This window comes from Streptomyces sp. L500 (assembly GCF_054551825.1).
This window is the reverse complement of record NZ_JBTOLC010000016.1, coordinates 1-24,383: the sequence shown is the minus strand read 5'-3', so window position 1 is coordinate 24,383 and position 24,383 is coordinate 1. Positions and strand designations below refer to the sequence as shown.

Below are 24,383 nucleotides of genomic sequence, written 5' to 3'. Positions count from 1 at the left end.
GTGACGACCCATGGCGGTGTGCCCGAGTGGCCAATGGGAGCGGACTGTAAATCCGTCGGCTTAGCCTACCCAGGTTCGAATCCTGGCGCCGCCACGGAATGAGGCCCCTGATCTACGGATCAGGGGCTTCTTTCGTTTCCGGAGACGTTCAGGAGACCTCGCCCAGCGCCCGCACGGCCTCCGCCACCGGCGTGTCGCCGCCGATCAGCTCCAGCGTCAGCCCCACGGCCCCCCGCTCGTCCTCGGAGAGCAGCGTCGCGAGCACGGCCGCCACGTCGTCCCGGGGCACGTCGCCCCGGCCCGTGGAGCCCGCCGAGAGCGTGACCCGGCCCGTGCCGGGCTCGTCCGTCAGCCGGCCCGGGCGCAGGATCGTCCAGTCGAGCCCGGCCCGGGAGCGGATGTCCGCGTCCGCGGCGCCCTTGGCCCGCAGATAGGCGGCGAAGACCGGGTCCGTGCCCTCCGGCGGCTCGCGGTCGGCGCCCATGGACGAGACGACGACGAAGCGCCGTACGCCCGCCGCCTCCGCCGCGTCGGCGAAGAGGACCGCGGCGGCCCGGTCCACGGTCTCCTTGCGCGCGGACCCGCTGCCCGGGCCCGCGCCGGCCGCGAAGACGGCCGCGTCGGCGGCCTCCAGGTGGCGGGCGACATCCGCCACGCCCGCCGACTCCAGATCGCACACGACGGGCTCGGCGCCCGCCGCCAGCAGGTCTCCCGCCTGCCCGGGACGGCGGATCATCCCCGCCACCTCGTCACCGCGCGCGGCGAGCAACCGCTCCAGCCGCAGCGCGATCCGGCCATGTCCTCCAGCGATGACAATGCGCATGATCCGACCGTACGTCGCGACCCCTCACGAGGGGTCCCCGCCGCGCGGCGACTGCCGGGGCAGGTCCAGGGCCACCGTGGCCTGGACGTCGCCGTACTCGCGGACCGCGCTGGTCCGCGCGACGACCCGGGCGCGGTGGATGACGAGCCGGCTGTAGCCGAGGGACAGCACGCCCGCGACGGCGCGGCCCCGGACGGCCAGCAACTCCGCCGGGAAGCCCGCCTCCACCCGGACCTCGGGCAGGCCCATCACCGCGCGGGCCCGGCCGCTGACGGCCTCGTAGGCATGCTCGGGGGCCAGCTCGCCGTGCGAGGCGAGCAGGAAGGCGGCCTCCAGGGGGTCGCCGCGCCCCACGGGGTTGACGGCGTCGCGCAGCGAGCCGCTGCCCGCCGCGACCTTGACGCCCGCCGCGCGCAGCAGCCGTACCGGCGCGCACCAGGCGCCCCCGCCGCCCCGGGCGCCGCCCGCGACCCCGCAGTCGCCCTGGGGCAGGCAGACCACCGTCACCCCGGCCGCCGCCAGCTGCTGGCCCGCGCGGGCGGCCTGGTCCCGGGGGAGCCGGGCGAGGGCCCCGCACGGCCCGATGGCCACACCGGGGCGCAGCCCGCCCGCCATGGCGGCGAGCCGGGCCAGCCGGGCCGGTTCGGCGCCGTCCGTGTGGAGGTCGACGGCGCAGCCGTGCTCGGCGGCCAGCGCGAGGACGGTCTCGACGTAGCCGGTGGGGTCGGGGTCGAGGTCGGGGCAGCCGCCGATGACGGTGGCGCCCATCCCGACGGCGTCCCGCAGCATGGCGAGCCCGTCGGCCCCCGCGACGCCGGTCAGCAGCCGGGGCACGGCGACCGCGCTGAGCTCCGTGAGCCCCCGCAGCGAGCGCCGCGCCGCCAGGACGCCCTCCAGGGCGCGCAGCCCCGCCACGTCGCCGACGCGGACGTGGGTGCGCACGGCGGTGGCGCCGTGGCCCAGCTGCAGCAGGGCGGCCTCCGTCGTCCGGCGCTGGACGTCCTCGACGCCGTGCGGGACGGGGCCGCCGGCGTCGGCCGTCAGCGCGGTGTCCAGGTGGGCGTGCGGCTCGGCGGGCGCGGGCAGCAGCACATAGCCGGTGAGGTCGACGCGCGGGCCGGGCGCGAGGCTGCCCGCCGTGCCGACGGCCTCGATGCGCCCCCCGCTGAGGCGTACGTCCACCACGCGCCCGTCGGCGAGCCGGGCACCGCAGAGCACCAGCGCGCCCTCGCCCGGCGGGGCGGCGGCGTCGCCGTCGGGGCTTCTCGCGGGCTGCGGCTGACTGTCGGGCATCACGATCCTCCGGTAGGCCGGGGCGGGCATGATCACGCAGCGGTTCGAGCGTAGGCCGCGCACCGAGCCGGTCGGCGGAACCGCCGAATAGTCGTACTGGTGTGGCCTTCGGGGCGGCCGGGAACACGCCGGCGGCCACGCCGGTGACGGCCGGGAAGAACGCCCTGGCAGGGGCGGCCGCATACGGATTTCACCTTCGGCCGCAGACCGTGTAATGTCTTCCTCGCTCGCCCCAATAGCTCAGTCGGCAGAGCGTCTCCATGGTAAGGAGAAGGTCAACGGTTCGATTCCGTTTTGGGGCTCTGGTGGGAGAGGTTCTCCCGTCTTCGGACGGGGGAACCAACCTCATCAAAGCGGCGTAGCTCAGTCGGTAGAGCAAGCGGCTCATAATCGCTGTGTCACCGGTTCAAGTCCGGTCGCCGCTACACACAGTAGCCGATTGTGGGGTCGGTCCTCCGATCGGCTACTCTTTTATGCGTTGTATCCGTCCATCCGTCAAGGAGCACTCACGTGGCTGCCACCGACGTCCGCCCGAAGATCACGCTGGCCTGCGTGGAGTGCAAGGAGCGGAACTACATCACCAAGAAGAACCGGCGTAATGACCCGGACCGTCTTGAGATGAAGAAGCACTGCCCTCGTTGCAACGCCCACACGGCGCACCGCGAGACGCGCTAACAGCGCACAGGTCGTTCATGAGGCCGTCCCCAGCTTCTGGGGGCGGCCTCATGGCATATTCCGACCCGTAAACAGTCCCTCAAGGACCAGTCCACTCAGGAGGTGCCGGGCCATGGCGCTCGACCAGTCCTACGTCGGACGGACCTATCCGGCCACCGACCCCTATGAGGTCGGCCGGGAGAAGATCCGCGAATTCGCCGAGGCCATCGGCGACGCCAATCCGGCGTACACCGACCCCGAGGCCGCCAAGGCGCTCGGCCACCCCGATGTGATCGCTCCGCCCACTTTTGTGTTCGCGATCACTTTCAAGGCCGCCGGGCTGGTCATCCAGGACCCGCAGCTGGGGCTGGACTACTCCCGAGTGGTGCACGGCGACCAGAAATTCGCGTACACCCGCCCCGTCCGGGCGGGCGACCGGCTGACGGTCACGTCCACGATCGAGTCGATCAAGTCGCTGGCGGGCAACGACGTCCTGCTCGTCCGCGGCGAGGTCCACGACGCGGCCGGCGAACACGTCGTGACCGCGCACACGAAGCTGGTGGCGCGCGCCGCCGAGGAGGCGTGATGGCGGCCACGGTTTCGTACGACGACGTCGAGGTCGGCACCGAGCTGCCCGCCGCGACCTTCCCCGTGACACGCGCCACACTCGTCCGCTACGCGGGCGCCTCCGGCGACTTCAACCCGATCCACTGGAACGAGAAGTTCGCCAAGGAGGTGGGTCTGCCGGACGTCATCGCGCACGGCATGTTCACCATGGCCGAGGCGATCCGCGTCGTGACGGACTGGGTCGGCGACCCGGCGGCGGTGGTCGACTACGGCGTCCGCTTCACCAAGCCGGTCGTTGTGCCGAACGACGACGAGGGCGCGGTCATCGAGGTCTCCGCCAAGGTCGCGGCCAAGCTCGACGACGAGGCCCGGCAGGTCCGCGTGGACCTCACGGCCGTCTGCGACGGCCAGAAGGTCCTCGGCATGGCCCGAGCGGTCGTCGCCCTCGCCTGACCGGCGCCTCCCGCGCGGGGTTCCGTGGCTTTCCGGCTGCCCCCGGTGGGGTTTCCCGCGCCTGGCGGCGCGGTTCTACCCCACCCACCCGCCCGATTGCCCGGAAGCGTGTCCACGAGGTAGTAGCGGAAGGGGGCGGGGCGGGGTGGATGGGCCCTGGTAGGGGCGTAAAGAGCTCTTCGCCGCTGGAGCCAAGTACGGGGCAACCCTTACCAAAGTGGCAGGCCCCGCGAAGAGCTCAGCCCCGTAAGGGCCCGTCCACCCCGCCCCGACCCCGACCCACCCCCGTACCCTGGTGCCCGTGCAGGAACGACACGACGCCCCCCTCGCCCCCCTGACCACCTTCCGGCTCGGCGGCCCCGCGACCCGACTCATCACGGCCGTCACCGACGCCGAGATCGTCGAGACCGTCCGCGAGGCCGACCGCACCGGCACCCCGCTGCTGATCATCGGCGGCGGCAGCAACCTGGTCATCTCCGACAAGGGCTTCGACGGCACGGCCCTGCGCATCGCCACCACCGGCTTCGACCTCCAGGGCACCCGCCTCGAGCTCGCCGCCGGTGAGAACTGGTCCGACGCCGTCGCCCGCACCGTCGACGCCGGCCTCGCCGGCGTCGAGTGCCTGGCCGGCATCCCCGGCTCCGCCGGCGCCACCCCCATCCAGAACGTCGGCGCCTACGGCCAGGACGTCTCCCAGACGATCACCGAGGTCGTCGCCTACGACCGCCGCACCGACGAGACCGTCACCCTCACCAACGCCGAGTGCGCCTTCACCTACCGGCACAGCCGCTTCAAGCAGGACCCCTCGCGCTACGTCGTCCTGCGGGTCCGCTTCGAGCTGGAGGACGCGGGCGGGCTCTCCGCGCCCATCCGTTACCCCGAGACCGCGCGCACCCTCGGCGTCGAGGCGGGCGACCGCGTCCCGGCCTTCCAGGCCCGGGAGACCGTGCTCAAGCTGCGCGCCGGCAAGGGCATGGTCCTCGACCCCGAGGACCACGACACCTGGTCGGCGGGCTCCTTCTTCACCAACCCCATCCTCACGGCCGCCGAGCACGAGGCGTTCCTGGCCCGCGTGACCGAGCGGCTCGGGCCGGACGTCATGCCGCCCGCCTTCCCGGCGGGGGACGGCCTGGTCAAGACCTCGGCCGCGTGGCTGATCGACCGCGCCGGTTTCACCAAGGGCTACGGTTCCGGGCCGGCCCGCATCTCCGGCAAGCACACGCTCGCCCTCACGAACCGGGGCTCGGCCACGACCGAGGACCTTCTGGCCCTCGCCCGCGAGGTCCGGGACGGCGTCCACGCCGCGTTCGGGGTCACGCTCGTGAACGAGCCGGTGACCGTCGGGGTCAGCCTGTAGTCGCCCGGCGGCTACGCCGCCAGCCAGGCGTCCACCCCCGCCAGGAGCCCCTCCCGCACCCCCTCCGGGGCGCGGGAGGCGCGGATGGACTGCCGCGCCAGCTCCGCCAGCTCGGCGTCCGTGAAGCCGTGGTGCTCCCGCGCCAGCTCGTACTGCGCCGCCAGGCGCGAGCCGAACAGGAGCGGGTCGTCCGCGCCCAGCGCCATCGGCACGCCCGCGTCGAACAGCGTCCGCAGCGGGACGTCCGACGGCTTGTCGTAGACGCCCAGGGCGACGTTCGAGGACGGGCAGACCTCGCACGTCACCCCGCGCTCCGCGAGCTTCCGCAGCAGCCGCGGGTCCTCCGCGGCCCGCACGCCGTGCCCCACGCGGGCCGCGTGGAGGTCGTCCAGGCAGTCGCGGACGCTGCTCGGCCCCGAGAGCTCGCCGCCGTGCGGGGCGGCCAGCAGGCCGCCCTCCCGGGCGATCTCGAAGGCGCGGTCGAAGTCGCGGGCGAGCCCGCGCCGCTCGTCGTTGGAGAGCCCGAAGCCGACCACGCCCCGGTCGGCGTAGCGCACCGCCAGCCGCGCGAGCGTCCGGGCGTCCAGTGGGTGCTTCATCCGGTTCGCGGCGACGAGGACCCGTATCCCCAGCCCGGTCTCCCGCGACGCGTCCTCCACCGCGTCCAGGATGATCTCCAGGGCGGGGATCAGACCGCCCAGCCGGGGCGCGTACGAGGTGGGGTCGACCTGGATCTCCAGCCAGCCCGAACCGTCCCGGACGTCCTCCTCCGCGGCCTCGCGCACCAGCCGCCGGATGTCCTCCTCGGACCGCAGGCAGGAGCGCGCGATGTCGTAGAGCCGCTGGAAGCGGAACCAGCCCCGCTCGTCCGTGGCCCGCAGCTTCGGCGGCTCGCCGCCGCTCAGCGCCTCGGGCAGGTGCACGCCGTACTTGTCGGCCAGCTCCAGCAGGGTCGAGGGGCGCATGGACCCGGTGAAGTGCAGGTGGAGATGGGCCTTGGGCAGCAGACGGAGATCACGCGAGCGTTCCATTGCCCGATCCTGCCTCAACCGGCACCGGACCGGAAGGCGTTTTCCCTGATCGGGGACGGACCCGAAAACGAACCCGAAAACGAATGCGGGGCCCCGGCCGCACAGCACGGCCGGAACCCCGCATCGTCACGCCGAAGCGAGCCGCAGGCTACTTCGCCTCGGCCAGCAGCTTCTGGATCCGCGAGACACCCTCCACCAGGTCCTCGTCGCCCAGCGCGTACGACAGCCGCAGGTAGCCCGGCGTACCGAACGCCTCACCCGGCACCACGGCCACCTCGGCCTCGTCCAGGATCAGCGCCGCCAGCTCGACCGAGGAGGCCGGCCGCTTGCCGCGGATCTCCTTGCCGAGCAGTTCCTTGACGGACGGGTAGACGTAGAACGCGCCCTCCGGCTCGGGGCAGACCACGCCGTCGATCTCGTTCAGCATCGAGACGATCTTCCGGCGGCGCCGGTCGAAGGCGACCTTCATCTCGTCGACGGCCGTCAGGTCACCGGACACGGCGGCCAGGGCCGCGACCTGGGCGACGTTGGACACGTTCGACGTGGCATGCGACTGCAGGTTCGTCGCGGCCTTGACGACGTCCTTCGGGCCGATGATCCAGCCCACGCGCCAGCCCGTCATGGCGTACGTCTTGGCGACGCCGTTGACGACGACGCACTTGTCGCGCAGCTCCGGCACGACGACCGGCAGCGAGCAGAACTCGGCGTCGCCGTAGACCAGGTGCTCGTAGATCTCGTCCGTCAGCACCCACAGCCCGTGCTCGGCGGCCCAGCGGCCGATCTCCTCGACCTGGGCGCGGGTGTAGACGGCGCCCGTGGGGTTGGAGGGGGACACGAAGAGCAGCACCTTGGTGCGCTCCGTACGGGCCGCCTCCAGCTGCTCGACCGACACCCGGTAGCCCGTGGTCTCGTCGGCCACGACGTCCACCGGCACACCGCCCGCGAGACGAATGGACTCCGGGTAGGTGGTCCAGTACGGGGCGGGGACGATGACCTCGTCGCCCGGGTCGAGGATCGCGGCGAACGCCTCGTAGATGGCCTGCTTGCCGCCGTTGGTGACGAGCACCTGGGAGGCGTCGACCTCGTAGCCGGAGTCGCGCAGGGTCTTGGCGGCGATGGCGGCCTTGAGCTCGGGGAGGCCGCCGGCCGGGGTGTAGCGGTGGTACTTGGGGGTACGGCAGGCCTCCACCGCGGCCTCGACGATGTAGCCGGGGGTCGGGAAGTCGGGCTCGCCGGCGCCGAAGCCGATGACCGGGCGCCCGGCGGCCTTGAGGGCCTTGGCCTTGGCGTCCACGGCCAGGGTGGCGGACTCGGAGATGGCACCGACGCGGGCGGAGACCCGGCGCTCGGTGGGGGACTGGGGAGGAGTCGCAGCGGTCATAGGGGCATCGTCCCAGACCGGCCGGAAGCCGGGCACGCGGATTGCCCGGAGGCGCCGTCCCACGGGGTTACCGCCGGTCCCGGCACCCTCCTGGAGCGCAGCGCGGCGGCGGCCGGGACGCGTCGCCGCTGATAGCTGTTCGACGTCGGCGGCTCGAGCACGTACACTCATGCCTCGTTGGCCTCCACCGGCGAATCCACTCCCGGGCACACCGTGCTTCCGGGCGGATGCGGTACGTTGGGGGAACCACAAAGGGTCGTAGCTCAATTGGTAGAGCACTGGTCTCCAAAACCAGCGGTTGGGGGTTCAAGTCCCTTCGGCCCTGCTACACGCACCGCCAGGTTGCGTGCATGCGTACGTACTGAAATGCACCGCCGTGCGGCTCACCCGGGCGCGGCACGGCCACGACCGGGATTCAGGTGAGGACGTAGTGACGGAAGCCCTCGGCTCCACCGCGACACCTGAGAGTGGTCGTCCCGAGGACGAGGCGCCCGCGAAGCGCCGCGGCGGAAAGCGCGGGAAGAAGGGCCCTCTGGGCCGCCTCGCGCTGTTCTACCGGCAGGTCGTCGCCGAGCTCCGCAAGGTCGTCTGGCCCACCAAGAGCCAGCTGTCGACGTACACCACTGTGGTGATCGTCTTCGTTGTCATCGTCATTGGACTGGTGACCGTGATTGACTATGGGTTTGAGCAGGCCGTCAAGTACGTCTTCGGCTGAGCCGGCCCCCGTGCGCAAGGCGGCCCTCGTAGAGTGCCGCCTATTCGCTCGTTCCACCCCTTGTAGCCAGGAAGAAGCAGCCACGTGTCTGACCCGAACCTGAACGACGCCGCCGAGCCCGTCGCGGCGGAGGCCAACGTTGACGAGGCTGTCTCGGCCGAGGTGCAGGGCGACGACACCCCGCAGGAGATCGTCGAGAACGCCGACAACGTCGACGAGCTCGACGCCGAGGAAGCCGCCGCGGGCGAGCCGGCCGAGGAGGCCGCGCTGCACGTCGAGTCCGACGAGGACGAGGCCGCCGCCGAGGACGCCGCCGACGAGGAGGCGGAGTCCGAGGAGGAGGCCGCCCCGGTCGACCCGGTCGCCGCGCTCCGCGAGGAACTGCGTGGTCTGCCCGGCGAGTGGTACGTCATCCACACCTACGCGGGCTACGAGAACCGCGTGAAGACCAACCTCGAGCAGCGCGCCGTCTCGCTGAACGTCGAGGACTACATCTTCCAGGCCGAGGTGCCGCAGGAAGAGGTCGTCCAGATCAAGAACGGCGACCGCCGCACCGTCCGCCAGAACAAGCTCCCCGGCTATGTGCTGGTGCGCATGGACCTGACGAACGAGTCCTGGGGCGTCGTCCGCAACACCCCGGGTGTCACCGGCTTCGTCGGCAACGCCTACGACCCGTACCCGCTGACCCTGGACGAGATCGTCAAGATGCTCGCCCCGGAGGCCGAGGCGAAGGCCGCCAAGGAGGCCGCGGAGGCCGAGGGCCGTCCGGCCCCGTCCCGCAAGGTCGAGGTCCAGGTCCTGGACTTCGAGGTCGGCGACTCGGTCACCGTCACGGACGGTCCGTTCGCGACCCTCCAGGCCACGATCAACGAGATCAACGCCGACTCGAAGAAGGTCAAGGGCCTCGTCGAGATCTTCGGCCGCGAGACCCCGGTCGAGCTCAGCTTCGACCAGATCCAGAAGAACTAAGACACTTCTGGCCCACACACCACCGAACAGGTCAGACCGCGCCCCAGGGCCGGTCTGACCTCTCGGTTTTTGGTCCCGCCGCGTTACCCGTTATCGTGGTGCGGTATGCCTGCGCGCAGTGTGCGTATGGCAAAAAAACTCTCACTAGGACCCGGAGAGAGCAATGCCTCCCAAGAAGAAGAAGGTCACGGGGCTCATCAAGCTCCAGATCAAGGCCGGCGCCGCCAACCCGGCTCCGCCGGTCGGCCCCGCGCTGGGTCAGCACGGCGTCAACATCATGGAGTTCTGCAAGGCCTACAACGCCGCGACCGAGTCGCAGCGTGGCATGGTCGTGCCGGTGGAGATCACGGTCTACGAGGACCGTTCCTTCACCTTCGTCACCAAGACTCCGCCGGCCGCCAAGCTGATCCTCAAGGCCGCGGGCGTGGAGAAGGGCTCCGGCGAGCCGCACAAGACCAAGGTCGCGAAGCTTACGCGCGAGCAGGTCCGCGAGATCGCCACCATCAAGATGCCCGACCTGAACGCCAACGACCTGGACGCCGCCGAGAAGATCATCTCCGGCACCGCCCGTTCCATGGGCGTCACGGTCGAGGGCTGATCAGCTCCCGTTTGACCACGCGGCGTCAGCCGCATGATCGACACAGCAGTGGCAGGGCCAAGCGCTGGCCCGGACCACGACTCCACGCTCAACCTTTCAGGAGCAGAAGTGAAGCGCAGCAAGACTCTCCGCGCTGCGGACGCCAAGGTCGAGGAGCGTCTGTACGCTCCCCTCGAGGCCGTCCGTCTCGCCAAGGAGACCTCCACCACCAAGTTCGACGCGACCGTCGAGGTTGCCTTCCGCCTGGGTGTCGACCCGCGCAAGGCCGACCAGATGGTCCGTGGCACCGTGAACCTTCCGCACGGCACCGGTAAGACCGCCCGGGTCCTGGTCTTCGCGACCGGCGACCGTGCCGAGGCCGCGCGTGCCGCGGGCGCCGACATCGTCGGTGCCGACGAGCTCATCGACGAGGTCGCCAAGGGCCGTCTGGACTTCGACGCCGTCGTCGCCACCCCGGACCTCATGGGCAAGGTCGGCCGCCTCGGCCGCGTGCTCGGTCCCCGTGGTCTGATGCCGAACCCGAAGACCGGCACGGTCACCCCGGACACGGCCAAGGCCGTGACCGAGATCAAGGGCGGCAAGATCGAGTTCCGAGTCGACAAGCACTCGAACCTCCACTTCATCATCGGCAAGGTCTCCTTCGACGAGGCCAAGCTGGTGGAGAACTACGCCGCCGCGCTCGAGGAGATCAACCGCCTCAAGCCGTCCGCCGCGAAGGGCCGCTACATCAAGAAGGCGACCCTGACCACCACGATGGGCCCGGGCATCGCCCTGGACTCCAACCGCACCCGCAACCTCCTCGTGGAGGACGAGACCGTCTGAGACGGCCTCGCGGGCGCGTAGTGGCGCTCTGAGCAGTACGGGCCGGGCCCCGCACCTCTTTCGAAGGTGCGGGGCCCGGCTCGATTTGCATCCATACGCACCTATCGCGTAATCTCCTGAGGAAGCCAAAGACCGCTGGTCGTTGTCGCGCCTCCATCCGGGGGTGCGACGGCCGAAGGATCCGCTAGCTGCGGGCGACCTGCGCAGGTGTCACGTGGATTGCACTCCCGCCGAGACGTAAGAGGATTACGTCCCCGCGGTCGAGTCACGCCCCGAGCGCCTGCGCCGGGGCGTTTCGTTTTGCCCAAGCCCCCTTCTCGCGCCTAAGCGGTCCGAATCACCCGGAAGGAGGCCGAGGCTCATGGCGACGTCCGCCAAGGCCGCCGCGGTTGCCGAGCTCACGGACAAGTTCCGCAGCTCCAACGCCGCTGTGCTGACCGAGTACCGCGGTCTCACCGTGGCGCAGCTCAAGACGCTGCGCCGTTCGCTCGGTGAGAACGCGCAGTACGCCGTGGTGAAGAACACGCTGACCAAGATCGCGGCCGAAGAGGCCGGGTACCAGCTCGACGCCCAGCTTTTCGCTGGCCCGACGGCTGTCGCCTTCGTCACCGGTGACCCGGTGGAGTCGGCGAAGGGTCTTCGTGACTTCGCCAAGGAGAACCCGAACCTGATCATCAAGGGCGGTGTCCTTGATGGCAAGGCGCTGTCCGCCGATGAGATCAAGAAGCTTGCGGACCTCGAGTCCCGCGAGGTTCTGCTCAGCAAGCTGGCCGGTGCCATGAAGGGCAAGCAGTCCCAGGCTGCCTCGCTCTTCCAGGCGCTGCCGACGAAGCTCGTCCGCACTGCGGACGCGCTGCGCGCCAAGCTCGCCGAGCAGGGCGGTGCCGAGTAATTCGGCTCGCGCATTGACCGGCGCCACCCGGCACCGGTCGTAGCGGGCCGCACGCCCGCCGACATGTACATCCGGCACCTGCCGATTTAGTGGAAGGACGCCAATCATGGCGAAGCTGACCCAGGACGAGCTGCTCGCGCAGTTCGAGGAGATGACCCTCATCGAGCTCGCGGCCTTCGTGTCCGCGTTCGAGGAGAAGTTCGACGTCACCGCCGCCGCCGCCGCGCCGGTCGTCGTTGCCGGTGCCGCCGGTGGCGCCGCTGCCGCCGAGGTCGAGGAGAAGGACGAGTTCGACGTCATCCTCACCGCCGCCGGTGACAAGAAGATCCAGGTCATCAAGGTCGTGCGTGAGCTGACCTCCCTGGGCCTGAAGGAGGCCAAGGACCTCGTCGACGGCACCCCGAAGCCCGTCCTCGAGAAGGTCGCCAAGGACGCCGCGGAGAAGGCCGCCGAGGCCCTCAAGGGCGCCGGCGCCTCCGTCGAGGTCAAGTAAGTACCTCGGGAGTCTGCCGACTCTCCTTTCCGGCCCCCGGGCCGGAATCAACCAAGGGCGATCACCCGCACGGGTGGTCGCCCTTGGGCGTTCCCGGGACGGATGCGCGCACGGCGGCCCGGAGACGAGTATGGTGATCTTCGCCGCCTCGCCGAGGCGACGAACCCGCTCCCAGCAGGGCGGGAGGGCGCCCGGAGCGGCCGCCGGGGGCCGAGGGGCCTTGACGAACGGCACGCCGCGCGCGATTCTCAGGACGCGTCCTACGGACGCGCCGCCACATCGATCCTCCGTCCGAGGCATGGATCGGGGGCGGAGCGGGAAGTATCGTCATGCGCTTCCCGCGCATGGCTTGCGTCGGGCAGGACGCCAGGCGATGCGGAACAACAGGATCCCGGAGGGAGAGATTGGTATCGCACCGGTCTCCGGAAATCCGCTCTGGACATCAGTGGGCCAAGTGGCTACACTGACCCTTTGCGCTGCCTGTTAGCTGCTCCCTGCCCGTCACCAGGGGCATGCCCACTCTCGAGCACAGCTGAAGGAAACCCCCTGAGCTGGGATTTCTCTCGTACGCGACGAGTGGGACCGGTACGCGCGTAGTGAGTCCGAGCCCTCGGAAGGACCCCCTCTTGGCCGCCTCGCGCAACGCCTCGACCGCCAATACGAACACCGGCGCCAGCACCGCCCCGCTGCGCATCTCTTTTGCGAAGATCAAGGAGCCCCTCGAGGTTCCGAACCTTCTTGCGCTTCAGACCGAGAGCTTCGACTGGCTGCTCGGCAACGCCGCCTGGAAGGCTCGCGTCGAGGCTGCGCTGGAAAGTGGTCAGGACGTCCCCACCAAGTCCGGTCTGGAGGAGATCTTCGAGGAGATCTCCCCGATCGAGGACTTCAGCGGGTCGATGTCGCTGACCTTCCGTGACCACCGCTTCGAGCCCCCGAAGAACTCGATCGACGAGTGCAAGGAGCGCGACTTCACGTACGCGGCCCCGCTCTTCGTCACCGCCGAGTTCACCAACAACGAGACCGGTGAGATCAAGTCCCAGACGGTCTTCATGGGCGACTTCCCGCTCATGACGCCGAAGGGCACCTTCTGCATCAACGGCACCGAGCGTGTCGTCGTCTCGCAGCTGGTCCGTTCGCCGGGTGTCTACTTCGACTCCTCCATCGACAAGACGTCCGACAAGGACATCTTCACCGCCAAGATCATCCCGTCCCGGGGTGCCTGGCTGGAGATGGAGGTCGACAAGCGCGACATGGTCGGCGTCCGCATCGACCGCAAGCGCAAGCAGTCCGTCACCGTCCTCCTGAAGGCTCTCGGCTGGACCACCGAGCAGATCCTCGAGGAGTTCGGCGAGTACGAGTCCATGCGCGCCACCCTGGAGAAGGACCACACCCAGGGCCAGGACGACGCGCTGCTCGACATCTACCGCAAGCTGCGCCCGGGCGAGCCGCCGACCCGTGAGGCCGCGCAGACGCTGCTCGAGAACCTCTACTTCAACCCGAAGCGCTACGACCTCGCGAAGGTCGGTCGCTACAAGGTCAACAAGAAGCTGGGCGCCGACGCTCCGCTCGACGCCGGTGTGCTGACCGTCGACGATGTCATCGCGACGATCAAGTACCTGGTGAAGCTGCACGCCGGCGAGGTCGAGACCGTCGGTGAGAACGGCACGGACATCGTCGTCGAGACCGACGACATCGACCACTTCGGCAACCGTCGTCTGCGCAACGTCGGCGAGCTCATCCAGAACCAGGTCCGCACGGGTCTGGCTCGTATGGAGCGCGTCGTCCGCGAGCGGATGACCACCCAGGACGTCGAGGCGATCACGCCGCAGACCCTGATCAACATCCGGCCGGTCGTCGCCTCCATCAAGGAGTTCTTCGGCACCAGCCAGCTGTCCCAGTTCATGGACCAGACCAACCCGCTGTCGGGTCTGACCCACAAGCGTCGTCTGTCGGCGCTGGGTCCGGGTGGTCTCTCCCGTGAGCGGGCCGGCTTCGAGGTCCGAGACGTCCACCCGTCGCACTACGGCCGTATGTGCCCGATCGAGACGCCCGAAGGCCCGAACATCGGTCTGATCGGCTCGCTCGCCTCCTACGGTCGCGTCAACGCGTTCGGTTTCGTCGAGACCCCGTACCGCAAGGTCGTCGAGGGCCAGGTCACCGACGAGGTGCACTACCTGACCGCCGACGAGGAGGACCGCTTCGTCATCGCCCAGGCGAACGCCGCCCTGGGTGAGGACATGCGCTTCGCCGAGGCCCGCGTGCTGGTCCGCCGCCGTGGCGGCGAGATCGACTACATCGCGCCGGACGAGGTCGACTACATGGACGTCTCGCCGCGCCAGATGGTGTCGGTCGCGACCGCCATGATCCCGTTCCTCGAGCACGACGACGCCAACCGCGCGCTCATGGGATCGAACATGATGCGCCAGGCCGTTCCGCTGATCAAGGCCGAGGCGCCGCTGGTCGGCACCGGCATGGAGTACCGCTGCGCGGTCGACGCCGGTGACGTCATCAAGGCCGAGAAGGACGGTGTCGTCCAGGAGGTCTCCGCCGACTACGTGACGGTGGCCAACGACGACGGCACGTACAACACCTACCGCGTCGCCAAGTTCTCCCGCTCCAACCAGGGCACCTCCTTCAACCAGAAGGTCGTCGTCGACGAGGGCGCCCGCGTCGTCGCCGGCCAGGTGCTCGCCGACGGTCCGTCCACCGAGAACGGTGAGATGGCGCTCGGCAAGAACCTCCTCGTGGCGTTCATGCCGTGGGAGGGCCACAACTACGAGGACGCGATCATCCTGTCGCAGCGCCTCGTCCAGGACGACGTCCTCTCCTCGATCCACATCGAGGAGCACGAGGTCGACGCCCGTGACACCAAGCTGGGCCCCGAGGAGATCACCCGGGACATCCCGAACGTCTCCGAGGAGGTCCTCGCCGACCTCGACGAGCGCGGCATCATCCGCATCGGTGCCGAGGTCGTCGCCGGCGACATCCTCGTCGGCAAGGTCACCCCGAAGGGTGAGACCGAGCTGACCCCCGAGGAGCGTCTGCTCCGCGCGATCTTCGGTGAGAAGGCCCGTGAGGTCCGTGACACCTCGCTGAAGGTCCCCCACGGTGAGATCGGCAAGGTCATCGGCGTCCGCGTCTTCGACCGCGAAGAGGGCGACGAGCTGCCCCCGGGCGTGAACCAGCTGGTCCGCGTCTACGTGGCCCAGAAGCGCAAGATCACCGATGGTGACAAGCTCGCCGGCCGTCACGGCAACAAGGGTGTCATCTCCAAGATCCTCCCGGTCGAGGACATGCCGTTCCTCGAGGACGGCACCCCGGTCGACATCATCCTCAACCCGCTCGGTGTCCCGTCCCGAATGAACCCGGGACAGGTCCTCGAGATCCACCTCGGCTGGCTCGCCAGCCGCGGCTGGAAGGTCGAGGGCGACGAGGAGTGGATGAAGCGCCTCCAGGCGATCGGCGCCGACGACGTCGCCGCCGGCACCAACGTCGCGACCCCGGTCTTCGACGGCGCCCGCGAGGACGAGATCGCCGGTCTCTTCGAGTCCACGATCCCCAACCGCGACGGCGAGCGCCTGGTGCTCCCGTCCGGCAAGGCCCGGATGTTCGACGGCCGCTCCGGCGAGCCGTTCCCGGACCCGATCTCGGTCGGGTACATGTACATCCTCAAGCTGCACCACCTGGTCGACGACAAGCTCCACGCCCGTTCGACCGGTCCGTACTCCATGATCACCCAGCAGCCGCTGGGTGGTAAGGCTCAGTTCGGTGGCCAGCGCTTCGGTGAGATGGAGGTGTGGGCGCTGGAGGCTTATGGCGCCGCGTACGCCCTCCAGGAGCTGCTGACCATCAAGTCCGACGACGTCACCGGCCGCGTGAAGGTCTACGAGGCGATCGTCAAGGGCGAGAACATCCCCGAGCCCGGCATCCCCGAGTCCTTCAAGGTGCTCATCAAGGAGATGCAGTCCCTCTGCCTCAACGTGGAGGTGCTGTCCTCGGACGGCATGTCCATCGAGATGCGGGACACCGACGAGGACGTCTTCCGCGCGGCGGAGGAGCTCGGTATCGACCTGTCCCGGCGCGAGCCGAGCAGCGTCGAAGAGGTCTGACGGGTCTGGTGGGGGCCTCGCGAGAGGCCCCCACCGTCCCCGGACCCCCAGACCACTGATGTAGAGCCCATAAATCGCTAACGCGAGGGGCACGACCCTGAAAGAGGGATTGACGAACAGTGCTCGACGTCAACTTCTTCGACGAGCTGCGGATCGGCCTGGCGACCGCGGACGACATCCGGACCTGGTCCCACGGCGAGGTCAAGAAGCCGGAGACCATCAACTACCGCACCCTGAAGCCCGAAAAGGACGGACTCTTCTGCGAGAAGATCTTCGGTCCGACCCGGGACTGGGAGTGCTACTGCGGCAAGTACAAGCGTGTCCGCTTCAAGGGCATCATCTGTGAGCGCTGTGGCGTCGAGGTCACGCGCGCCAAGGTGCGCCGTGAGCGGATGGGCCACATCGAGCTCGCCGCTCCCGTCACCCACATCTGGTACTTCAAGGGCGTCCCGTCGCGCCTGGGCTACCTCCTCGACCTCGCCCCGAAGGACCTCGAGAAGGTCATCTACTTCGCCGCCTACATGATCACGTGGGTGGACGAGGAGCGCCGTACGCGCGACCTGCCCTCGCTGGAGGCCCACGTCTCCGTCGAGCGTCAGCAGATCGAGCAGCGTCGCGACGCCGACCTGGAGGCCCGCGCCAAGAAGCTCGAGTCCGACCTGGCCGAGCTCGAGGCCGAGGGCGCCAAGGCCGATGTGCGCCGCAAGGTGCGCGAGGGCGCCGAGCGTGAGATGAAGCAGCTGCGCGACCGCGCGCAGCGCGAGATCGACCGCCTCGACGAGGTGTGGAGCCGCTTCAAGAACCTCAAGGTCCAGGACCTCGAGGGCGACGAGCTCCTCTACCGCGAGCTGCGCGACCGCTTCGGCACCTACTTCATGGGTGCGATGGGCGCCGCCGCGCTGCAGAAGCGCCTGGAGTCCTTCGACCTCGACGAGGAGGCCGAGCGCCTCCGCGAGATCATCCGGACCGGCAAGGGCCAGAAGAAGACCCGTGCGCTCAAGCGCCTCAAGGTCGTCTCCGCCTTCCTGCAGACCCGCAACAGCCCCAGCGGCATGGTGCTGGACTGCATCCCCGTGATCCCGCCGGACCTCCGTCCGATGGTGCAGCTGGACGGTGGCCGCTTCGCGACCTCCGACCTGAACGACCTGTACCGCCGTGTGATCAACCGCAACAACCGTCTGAAGCGTCTGCTCGACCTCGGTGCCCCCGAGATCATCGTGAACAACGAGAAGCGGATGCTCCAGGAGGCGGTCGACGCCCTCTTCGACAACGGCCGTCGTGGTCGCCCGGTCACGGGCCCCGGCAACCGTCCGCTGAAGTCCCTCAGCGACATGCTGAAGGGTAAGCAGGGTCGATTCCGTCAGAACCTGCTCGGTAAGCGTGTCGACTACTCGGCCCGTTCCGTCATCGTCGTCGGTCCGCAGCTGAAGCTGCACCAGTGTGGTCTGCCCAAGGCCATGGCGCTGGAGCTCTTCAAGCCGTTCGTGATGAAGCGCCTGGTCGACCTGAACCACGCGCAGAACATCAAGTCGGCCAAGCGCATGGTCGAGCGCGGCCGCACCGTGGTGTACGACGTCCTCGAAGAGGTCATCGCCGAGCACCCGGTGCTGCTGAACCGTGCGCCCACGCTGCACCGCCTCGGCATCCAGGCCTTCGAGCCGCAGCTGGTCGAGGGCAAGGCCATCCAGATCCACCCGCTCGTCTGCACCGCGTTCAACGCGGACTTCGACGGTGACCAGATGGCCGTCCACCTGCCGCTCTCCGCGGAGGCGCAGGCCGAGGCCCGCATCCTGATGCTGTCCTCGAACAACATCCTCAAGCCGGCCGACGGCCGTCCGGTCACCATGCCGACCCAGGACATGGTGCTGGGCCTGTTCTTCCTCACCACCGACGAGGAGGAGCGCGAGGTCCGCGGCGAGGGTCGTTCCTTCGGCTCGGTCGCCGAGGCGATCATGGCGTTCGACGCCCGTGAGCTCTCGCTCCAGGCGAAGGTCGACATCCGCTTCCCGATCGGCACCGTTCCGCCGCGCGGCTGGGTTCCCCCGGTCCGCGAGGAGGGCGAGCCGGAGTGGCAGCAGGGTGACTCGTTCCGCCTGCGCACCACCCTGGGCCGCGCGCTCTTCAACGAGCTGCTGCCCGAGGACTACCCGTTCGTCGACTACTCGGTGGGCAAGAAGCAGCTCTCCGAGATCGTCAACGACCTGGCCGAGCGCTACCCCAAGGTCATCGTGGCGGCGACGCTCGACAACCTGAAGGCGGCCGGTTTCCACTGGGCGACCCGTTCCGGTGTCACCGTGGCCATCTCCGACGTCGTCGTTCCCGAGGCGAAGAAGGAGATCGTCAAGGGCTACGAGGCGCAGGACGAGAAGGTCCAGAAGCAGTACGAGCGCGGTCTGATCACCAAGGACGAGCGCACGCAGGAGCTCATCGCGATCTGGACCAAGGCGACCAACGAGGTCGCCGAGGCGATGAACGCGAACTTCCCCAAGACGAACCCCATCTTCATGATGGTTGACTCGGGTGCCCGAGGAAACATGATGCAGATGCGGCAGATCGCCGGTATGCGTGGTCTGGTGTCGAACGCGAAGAACGAGACCATTCCGCGACCCATTAAGGCGTCGTTCCGTGAGGGTCTCACCGTGCTGGAGTACTTCATCTCCACCCACGGTGCCCGTAAGGGTCTCGCGGACACCGCCCTCCGTACCGCCGACTCGGGTTACCTCACCCGTCGTCTGGTCGACGTCTCCCAGGACGTGATCATCCGCGAGGAGGACTGCGGCACCGAGCGCGGCCTCAAGCTGGCGATCGCCGTCAAGGGCGAGGACGGCGTCCTGCGCAAGACGGACGACGTCGAGACGAGCGTCTACGCCCGTATGCTCGCCGAGGACGTCGTCGTCGACGGCAAGGTCATCGCGCCTGCCAACGTCGACCTCGGTGACGTGCTCATCGAGCAGCTCGTCGCCCACGGCGTCGAGACGGTCAAGACCCGTTCGGTCCTCACCTGTGAGTCCGCGGTCGGCACCTGTGCCTTCTGCTACGGCCGCTCGCTGGCGACCGGCAAGCTGGTGGACATCGGTGAGGCGGTCGGCATCATCGCCGCCCAGTCCATCGGTGAGCCCGGTACCCAGCTGACGATGCGTACCTTCCACACCGGTGGTGTGGCCGGTGACGACATCACCCAGGGTCTGCCCCGTGTCGTCGAGCTCTTCGAGGCCCGTACCCCGAAGGGTGTCGCCCCGATCTCCGAGGCCGCCGGCCGCGTGCGGATCGAGGAGACCGAGAAGACCAAGAAGATCGTCGTCACTCCGGACGACGGCAGCGACGAGACGGCGTTCCCGATCTCGAAGCGTGCCCGTCTGCTGGTCAGCGAGGGCGAGCACGTCGAGGTGGGCCAGAAGCTCACCGTGGGTGCCACCAACCCGCACGACGTCCTGCGGATCCTCGGCCAGCGCGCCGTCCAGGTCCACCTGGTCGGCGAGGTCCAGAAGGTCTACAACTCGCAGGGTGTGTCGATCCACGACAAGCACATCGAGATCATCATCCGGCAGATGCTCCGCCGCGTGACGATCATCGAGTCCGGCGACGCGGAGCTGCTGCCGGGCGAGCTCGTGGAGCGCTCGCGCTTCGAGTCCGAGAACCGTCGTGTGGTCACCGAGGGCGGTCACCCCGCCTCCGGCCGTCCGCAGCTGATGGGTATCACCAAGGCCTCGCTGGCGACGGAGTCCTGGCTGTCGGCCGCCTCCTTCCAGGAGACGACCCGAGTGCTGACGGACGCGGCGATCAACGCCAAGTCCGACTCGCTCATCGGCCTCAAGGAGAACGTCATCATCGGTAAGCTCATCCCGGCCGGTACGGGTCTGTCCCGCTACCGCAACATCCGGGTGGAGCCCACCGAGGAGGCCAAGGCCGCGATGTACTCGGCCGTCGGTTACGACGACATCGACTACTCGCCCTTCGGCACCGGCTCCGGCCAGGCGGTCCCGCTGGAGGACTACGACTACGGTCCGTACAACCAGTAACCCTTCTGGTTCGCTCGTCAGGGCGGCCGCCCCGCGCACGCGGGGTGGCCGCCCTGCGGCGTTTCCGGACGCCGTGCGCCCCTCCCGACGCTCGTGCGCCCGGCGCGTGCCCGCTTGCGGTCCGAGCCCTCCTCGTGCCCGTCCTCGTCCTGTGCCGCCGCCTCCAGGCAGTAGCGGGGGACGGGGCAGCCGCCGCAGGCCCGCAGGGCGGGGAGGGCGTCCTTGGGGCGGCGGGCGAAGACCGCCGCGTCCGGGAGGCCGACGCAGGCGGCGTGGGAGCGCCGGGGCGGGGTGAAGCGGCGTGAGCGCGTGAGCGCAACACATACCGTTCATGTGTTCCGGCCCACATGCCGGACTCCCTGTGACAGCCCGCGTGGCGGAGGCAGGTCACAGCTGGCGGAGGACACCGGCGTCCACCGTGCGGCGGTCACCCCCAGCGTCCATCGGGGTGTATCGGCCGGCCGGTAGTCGCGCCGGGAGCGGCCCCGGCGGGGCCCGCACGGCCGCTCTGATCTGCGACATATGCAGCACATCGGGGTGTCCTCCGCGTGTGCATTTGTTTTGACCGCAGCCCATGCTGTAGGTACGCTCTGACCTTGTGCCTGGGGTGTCCCTGGGCTCTCGCGCGTGCCTTCAGACCGTGTGAGAGACCCGGAGCCGGACGGACCCAGCGGCCGGAAACACCGAAATCTGCGCTGATTCCGCCCTCCAGTGGGGTCTGCAGCCTTCGACACGCCCGACCGCGTGGGTCGGCGGTGACGCCCAGGTTAGTTTTATCGAGATCACAGAAACCGGAGAAACGGTGCCTACGATCCAGCAGCTGGTCCGGAAGGGCCGGCAGGACAAGGTCGAGAAGAACAAGACGCCCGCACTTGAGGGTTCGCCCCAGCGTCGTGGCGTCTGCACGCGTGTGTTCACCACCACCCCGAAGAAGCCGAACTCGGCGCTCCGTAAGGTCGCGCGTGTGCGTCTGACCTCCGGCATCGAGGTCACCGCTTACATTCCGGGTGAGGGCCACAACCTGCAGGAGCACTCCATCGTGCTCGTGCGCGGTGGCCGTGTGAAGGACCTTCCGGGTGTTCGCTACAAGATCATCCGCGGTTCCCTCGACACGCAGGGCGTCAAGAACCGTAAGCAGGCTCGCAGCCGCTACGGCGCCAAGAAGGAGAAGTAAGAATGCCTCGTAAGGGCCCCGCCCCGAAGCGCCCGGTCATCATCGACCCGGTTTACGGCTCCCCCCTGGTGACGTCGCTGATCAACAAGATCCTCCTGCACGGCAAGCGCTCCACCGCCGAGCGCATCGTGTACGGCGCCATGGAGGGTCTGCGCGAGAAGACCGGTAACGACCCGGTCATCACCCTCAAGCGCGCTCTCGAGAACGTCAAGCCGGCTCTCGAGGTCAAGTCCCGCCGTGTCGGTGGCGCCACCTACCAGGTGCCGGTCGAGGTCCGTCCGGGCCGCGCCTCCACCCTGGCGCTGCGCTGGCTGGTCGGTTACTCCCGCGCCCGTCGCGAGAAGACCATGACCGAGCGCCTCATGAACGAGCTGCTGGACGCCTCGAACGGTCTCGGCGCCTCGGTCAAGAAGCGTGAGGACACGCACAAGATGGCCGAGTCCAACAAGGCCTTCGCGCACTACCGCTGGTAGTCGCTACCCCCATCGAGAACCGAGAGAAGACTGAGCCATATGGCCACCACTTCGCTTGACCTGGCCAAGGTCCGCAACATCGGGATCATGGCCCACATCGACGCGGGCAAGACGACCACCACCGAGCGGATCCTGTTCTACACCGGTGTTTCGTACAAGATCGGTGAGGTCCACGACGGCGCTGCCACGATGGACTGGATGGAGCAGGAGCAGGAGCGTGGCATCACGATCACGTCCGCTGCCACCACCTGCCACTGGCCGCTCGACAACGTCGACCACACCATCAACATCATCGACACCCCGGGTCACGTCGACTTCACCGTCGAGGTGGAGCGCTCCCTGCGCGTGCTCGACGGTGCCGTGACGGTGTTCGACGGCGTTGCCGGTGTCGAGCCCCAGTCCGAGACTGTCTGGCGTCAGGCGGACCGCTACGGCGTGCCGCGTATCTGCTTCGTCAACAAGCTCGACCGTACGGGTGCCGAGTTCCACCGCTGCGTCGACATGATCGTCGACCGCCTGGGCGCGGTTCCGCTGGTCATGCAGCTGCCGATCGGCACCGAGGCTGACTTCAAGGGCGTTGTGGACCTGGTCCGCATGAAGGCTCTTGTCTGGTCCGCCGAGGCCGCCAAGGGCGAGATGTACGACGTCGTCGACATCCCGGACACCCACATCGAGGCTGCCGAGGAATGGCGCGGCAAGCTCCTCGAGGGCGTCGCCGAGAACGACGACGAGATGATGGAGCTGTACCTGGGCGGCGAGGAGCCGACCGAGGAGCAGCTGATGGCGGCCATCCGCCGCATCACTCTCGCCTCGCGTGGCGGCGGCGACTCCGTCACCGTCACCCCGGTGTTCTGTGGTACCGCGTTCAAGAACAAGGGCGTTCAGCCCCTGCTCGACGCCGTGGTCCGCTACCTGCCGTCGCCGCTGGACATCGAGGCCGTTGAGGGCCACGCGGTCAACAACGCCGACGAGGTCGTGAAGCGCAAGCCGTCCGACGACGAGCCGTTCGCCGGCCTTGCCTTCAAGATCATGAGCGACCCGCACCTCGGCAAGCTCACCTTCGTCCGGGTCTACTCGGGCCGCATGGAGGCCGGCACCCAGGTGCAGAACTCCGTGAAGGGCAAGAAGGAGCGCATCGGCAAGATCTACCGGATGCACGCGAACAAGCGTGAGGAGATCGACTCGGTGGGTGCCGGCGACATCGTCGCCGTCATGGGTCTGAAGCAGACCACCACCGGTGAGACCCTCTGCGACGCGTCCAACCCGGTGATCCTCGAGTCGATGGACTTCCCGGCCCCGGTCATCCAGGTCGCCATTGAGCCCAAGTCCAAGGGCGACCAGGAGAAGCTGGGTGTCGCCATCCAGCGTCTGGCCGAGGAGGACCCGTCCTTCCAGGTCCACACGGACGAGGAGACGGGCCAGACCATCATCGCGGGTATGGGCGAGCTGCACCTCGACGTGCTGGTCGACCGTATGAAGCGTGAGTTCAAGGTCGAGGCCAACGTCGGCAAGCCGCAGGTCGCGTACCGCGAGACGATCCGCAAGGCCGTCGAGCGGATCGACTACACGCACAAGAAGCAGACTGGTGGTTCCGGCCAGTTCGCTAAGGTGCAGATCGCGATCGAGCCCCTCGAGGGCGACGGCTACGAGTTCGAGAACAAGGTCACCGGTGGCCGTATCCCGCGGGAGTACATCCCGTCCGTGGACGCGGGTTGCCAGGAGGCCATGGAGTTCGGTGTGCTGGCCGGCTACCCGCTGACCGGCGTCAAGGTGACGCTGCTCGACGGTGCCTACCACGACGTCGACTCCTCCGAGCTCGCGTTCAAGATCGCCGGTTCCATGGCGTTCAAGGAGGGTGCTCGCAAGGCATCGCCGGCTCTGCTCGAGCCGATGATGTCGGTCGAGGTCACCACCCCCGAGGACTACATGGGTGACGTCATCGGCGACATCAACTCCCGCCGTGGCCAGATCCAGGCCATGGAGGACCGTCACGGCGCCAAGCTCGTCAAGGGCCTGGTTCCGCTGTCGGAGATGTTCGGCTACGTCGGAGACCTCCGCAGCAAGACCTCGGGTCGCGCAAGCTACTCGATGCAGTTCGACTCCTACGCCGAGGTTCCGCGGAACGTCGCCGAGGAGATCATCGCGAAGGCCAAGGGCGAGTAACCAGCTCCCGCTACGGCGGGCGTTGTACACGCTTTAGGCTTGACACCGGCTGTCGGGGCATTCCGCAACAAACCATGTCGGAATGCCCCGGTGGGCGGCTTCCCAGCAAAGATCCCTGGCGCCGAACGTATCTAGGCGTACAGAACCACTCCACAGGAGGACCCCAGTGGCGAAGGCGAAGTTCGAGCGGACTAAGCCGCACGTCAACATCGGCACCATCGGTCACGTCGACCACGGTAAGACCACTCTTACCGCGGCGATCACCAAGGTGCTGCACGACGCGTACCCGGACCTGAACCCCTTCACGCCTTTCGACGAGATCGACAAGGCCCCGGAGGAGCGTCAGCGCGGTATCACCATCTCCATCGCGCACGTCGAGTACCAGACCGAGGCGCGT

Annotated in this window: 20 protein-coding genes and 4 tRNA genes; 20 read left to right on the top strand and 4 right to left on the bottom strand. The window is 68.6% G+C overall.

Annotated features, from left to right (window positions below; all coding sequences use genetic code 11):
• Positions 1-12: 12 nt before the first annotated feature.
• Positions 13-94, top strand: a tRNA-Tyr gene (locus tag ACX9I7_RS16980).
• 54 nt (positions 95-148) lie between these two features.
• Here ACX9I7_RS16980 and ACX9I7_RS16975 read toward each other — a convergent pair.
• Together ACX9I7_RS16975 and ACX9I7_RS16970 are read right to left on the bottom strand one after the other, a co-directional pair.
• Complete coding sequence (locus ACX9I7_RS16975; RefSeq protein WP_459387799.1) at positions 149-823, bottom strand: NAD(P)H-binding protein; 675 nt, start codon at positions 821-823, stop codon at positions 149-151.
• Positions 824-847: 24 nt separating this feature from the next.
• On the bottom strand, positions 848-2,116 hold the full coding sequence (locus ACX9I7_RS16970; protein ID WP_459387798.1) for an amidohydrolase family protein: 1,269 nt from the start codon (positions 2,114-2,116) through the stop codon (positions 848-850).
• Between the two features lie 229 nt (positions 2,117-2,345).
• On the opposite strand from ACX9I7_RS16970, the gene ACX9I7_RS16965 reads away from it, so the two are divergent.
• From ACX9I7_RS16965 to ACX9I7_RS16940, 6 genes are all read left to right on the top strand, one after another.
• A tRNA-Thr gene (locus tag ACX9I7_RS16965) sits at positions 2,346-2,418 on the top strand.
• A 50-nt stretch (positions 2,419-2,468) separates the two neighbouring features.
• A tRNA-Met gene (locus tag ACX9I7_RS16960) sits at positions 2,469-2,541 on the top strand.
• Between the two features lie 85 nt (positions 2,542-2,626).
• On the top strand, positions 2,627-2,791 hold the full coding sequence (gene rpmG / locus ACX9I7_RS16955) for a 50S ribosomal protein L33 (RefSeq protein ID WP_004571794.1): 165 nt from the start codon (positions 2,627-2,629) through the stop codon (positions 2,789-2,791).
• A 112-nt stretch (positions 2,792-2,903) separates the two neighbouring features.
• Complete coding sequence (locus ACX9I7_RS16950) at positions 2,904-3,356, top strand: MaoC family dehydratase N-terminal domain-containing protein (RefSeq protein WP_189456509.1); 453 nt, start codon at positions 2,904-2,906, stop codon at positions 3,354-3,356.
• The gene (locus ACX9I7_RS16945) at positions 3,356-3,790 is read left to right on the top strand and encodes a MaoC family dehydratase (RefSeq protein WP_358626004.1); all 435 of its coding nucleotides are present in this window, start codon (positions 3,356-3,358) and stop codon (positions 3,788-3,790) included. Before ACX9I7_RS16950 ends, ACX9I7_RS16945 begins: the two co-directional genes overlap by 1 nt.
• A 301-nt stretch (positions 3,791-4,091) precedes the next feature.
• Positions 4,092-5,147 (top strand): UDP-N-acetylmuramate dehydrogenase, encoded by a 1,056-nt coding sequence (locus ACX9I7_RS16940; protein ID WP_387569107.1) that lies wholly within the window; start codon positions 4,092-4,094, stop codon positions 5,145-5,147.
• 11 nt (positions 5,148-5,158) lie between these two features.
• Here ACX9I7_RS16940 and ACX9I7_RS16935 read toward each other — a convergent pair whose 3' ends face one another.
• Both ACX9I7_RS16935 and ACX9I7_RS16930 read right to left on the bottom strand, forming a co-directional pair.
• Positions 5,159-6,178, bottom strand: coding sequence for an adenosine deaminase (locus tag ACX9I7_RS16935; RefSeq protein ID WP_459387797.1), 1,020 nt, complete (start codon positions 6,176-6,178; stop codon positions 5,159-5,161).
• A gap of 148 nt (positions 6,179-6,326) precedes the next feature.
• The gene (locus tag ACX9I7_RS16930) at positions 6,327-7,559 is read right to left on the bottom strand and encodes a pyridoxal phosphate-dependent aminotransferase (RefSeq protein WP_189456501.1); all 1,233 of its coding nucleotides are present in this window, start codon (positions 7,557-7,559) and stop codon (positions 6,327-6,329) included.
• A gap of 252 nt (positions 7,560-7,811) precedes the next feature.
• Between ACX9I7_RS16930 and ACX9I7_RS16925 the strand changes: the two genes are divergently transcribed.
• From ACX9I7_RS16925 to ACX9I7_RS16865, 13 genes are all read left to right on the top strand, one after another.
• Positions 7,812-7,884: transfer RNA gene (locus ACX9I7_RS16925), tRNA-Trp, on the top strand.
• 105 nt (positions 7,885-7,989) lie between these two features.
• Positions 7,990-8,274: a preprotein translocase subunit SecE gene (gene secE, locus ACX9I7_RS16920; protein WP_189456499.1), complete on the top strand. Its 285-nt coding sequence runs from the start codon at positions 7,990-7,992 to the stop codon at positions 8,272-8,274.
• A gap of 84 nt (positions 8,275-8,358) precedes the next feature.
• On the top strand, positions 8,359-9,243 hold the full coding sequence (gene nusG / locus ACX9I7_RS16915; protein WP_459387796.1) for a transcription termination/antitermination protein NusG: 885 nt from the start codon (positions 8,359-8,361) through the stop codon (positions 9,241-9,243).
• 163 nt (positions 9,244-9,406) lie between these two features.
• Entirely contained in the window at positions 9,407-9,841 is a 435-nt protein-coding gene (rplK, locus tag ACX9I7_RS16910) for a 50S ribosomal protein L11 (protein WP_126914723.1), read from the top strand.
• Positions 9,842-9,949: 108 nt separating this feature from the next.
• A complete protein-coding gene (rplA, locus tag ACX9I7_RS16905) occupies positions 9,950-10,663 on the top strand; it encodes a 50S ribosomal protein L1 (RefSeq protein ID WP_126914722.1) in 714 nt (237 codons plus the stop codon).
• A 361-nt stretch (positions 10,664-11,024) separates the two neighbouring features.
• Positions 11,025-11,555, top strand: coding sequence for a 50S ribosomal protein L10 (gene rplJ, locus ACX9I7_RS16900; RefSeq protein ID WP_126914721.1), 531 nt, complete (start codon positions 11,025-11,027; stop codon positions 11,553-11,555).
• A 106-nt stretch (positions 11,556-11,661) separates the two neighbouring features.
• Positions 11,662-12,048 (top strand): 50S ribosomal protein L7/L12, encoded by a 387-nt coding sequence (rplL, locus tag ACX9I7_RS16895; RefSeq protein WP_126914720.1) that lies wholly within the window; start codon positions 11,662-11,664, stop codon positions 12,046-12,048.
• A 626-nt stretch (positions 12,049-12,674) separates the two neighbouring features.
• On the top strand, positions 12,675-16,157 hold the full coding sequence (gene rpoB, locus ACX9I7_RS16890) for a DNA-directed RNA polymerase subunit beta (RefSeq protein WP_358625993.1): 3,483 nt from the start codon (positions 12,675-12,677) through the stop codon (positions 16,155-16,157).
• A gap of 119 nt (positions 16,158-16,276) precedes the next feature.
• Positions 16,277-20,176 (top strand): DNA-directed RNA polymerase subunit beta', encoded by a 3,900-nt coding sequence (locus ACX9I7_RS16885; protein WP_126914717.1) that lies wholly within the window; start codon positions 16,277-16,279, stop codon positions 20,174-20,176.
• Between the two features lie 802 nt (positions 20,177-20,978).
• Positions 20,979-21,350 (top strand): 30S ribosomal protein S12, encoded by a 372-nt coding sequence (rpsL, locus tag ACX9I7_RS16880; protein WP_003948652.1) that lies wholly within the window; start codon positions 20,979-20,981, stop codon positions 21,348-21,350.
• A 2-nt stretch (positions 21,351-21,352) separates the two neighbouring features.
• Positions 21,353-21,823, top strand: a complete 471-nt coding sequence (gene rpsG / locus ACX9I7_RS16875; protein WP_004950419.1) for a 30S ribosomal protein S7 — start codon at positions 21,353-21,355, stop codon at positions 21,821-21,823.
• Positions 21,824-21,862: 39 nt separating this feature from the next.
• Positions 21,863-23,986, top strand: coding sequence for an elongation factor G (gene fusA, locus ACX9I7_RS16870; protein WP_387569091.1), 2,124 nt, complete (start codon positions 21,863-21,865; stop codon positions 23,984-23,986).
• A 166-nt stretch (positions 23,987-24,152) separates the two neighbouring features.
• Positions 24,153-24,383: GTP-binding protein (locus tag ACX9I7_RS16865; protein WP_459387795.1), on the top strand; the 231-nt coding region annotated here is incomplete at its 3' end.

Coding starts and splice junctions, on each gene's coding strand:
- ACX9I7_RS16970 (WP_459387798.1), bottom strand. CDS start 2,116: ATGCCCGACAGTCAGCCGCAGCCCGCGAGAAGCCCCGACGGCGACGCC.
- rplK (WP_126914723.1), top strand. CDS start 9,407: ATGCCTCCCAAGAAGAAGAAGGTCACGGGGCTCATCAAGCTCCAGATC.
- ACX9I7_RS16950 (WP_189456509.1), top strand. CDS start 2,904: ATGGCGCTCGACCAGTCCTACGTCGGACGGACCTATCCGGCCACCGAC.
- ACX9I7_RS16975 (WP_459387799.1), bottom strand. CDS start 823: ATGCGCATTGTCATCGCTGGAGGACATGGCCGGATCGCGCTGCGGCTG.
- rplL (WP_126914720.1), top strand. CDS start 11,662: ATGGCGAAGCTGACCCAGGACGAGCTGCTCGCGCAGTTCGAGGAGATG.
- rplJ (WP_126914721.1), top strand. CDS start 11,025: ATGGCGACGTCCGCCAAGGCCGCCGCGGTTGCCGAGCTCACGGACAAG.
- ACX9I7_RS16945 (WP_358626004.1), top strand. CDS start 3,356: ATGGCGGCCACGGTTTCGTACGACGACGTCGAGGTCGGCACCGAGCTG.
- ACX9I7_RS16935 (WP_459387797.1), bottom strand. CDS start 6,178: ATGGAACGCTCGCGTGATCTCCGTCTGCTGCCCAAGGCCCATCTCCAC.
- ACX9I7_RS16930 (WP_189456501.1), bottom strand. CDS start 7,559: ATGACCGCTGCGACTCCTCCCCAGTCCCCCACCGAGCGCCGGGTCTCC.
- rpsG (WP_004950419.1), top strand. CDS start 21,353: ATGCCTCGTAAGGGCCCCGCCCCGAAGCGCCCGGTCATCATCGACCCG.
- fusA (WP_387569091.1), top strand. CDS start 21,863: ATGGCCACCACTTCGCTTGACCTGGCCAAGGTCCGCAACATCGGGATC.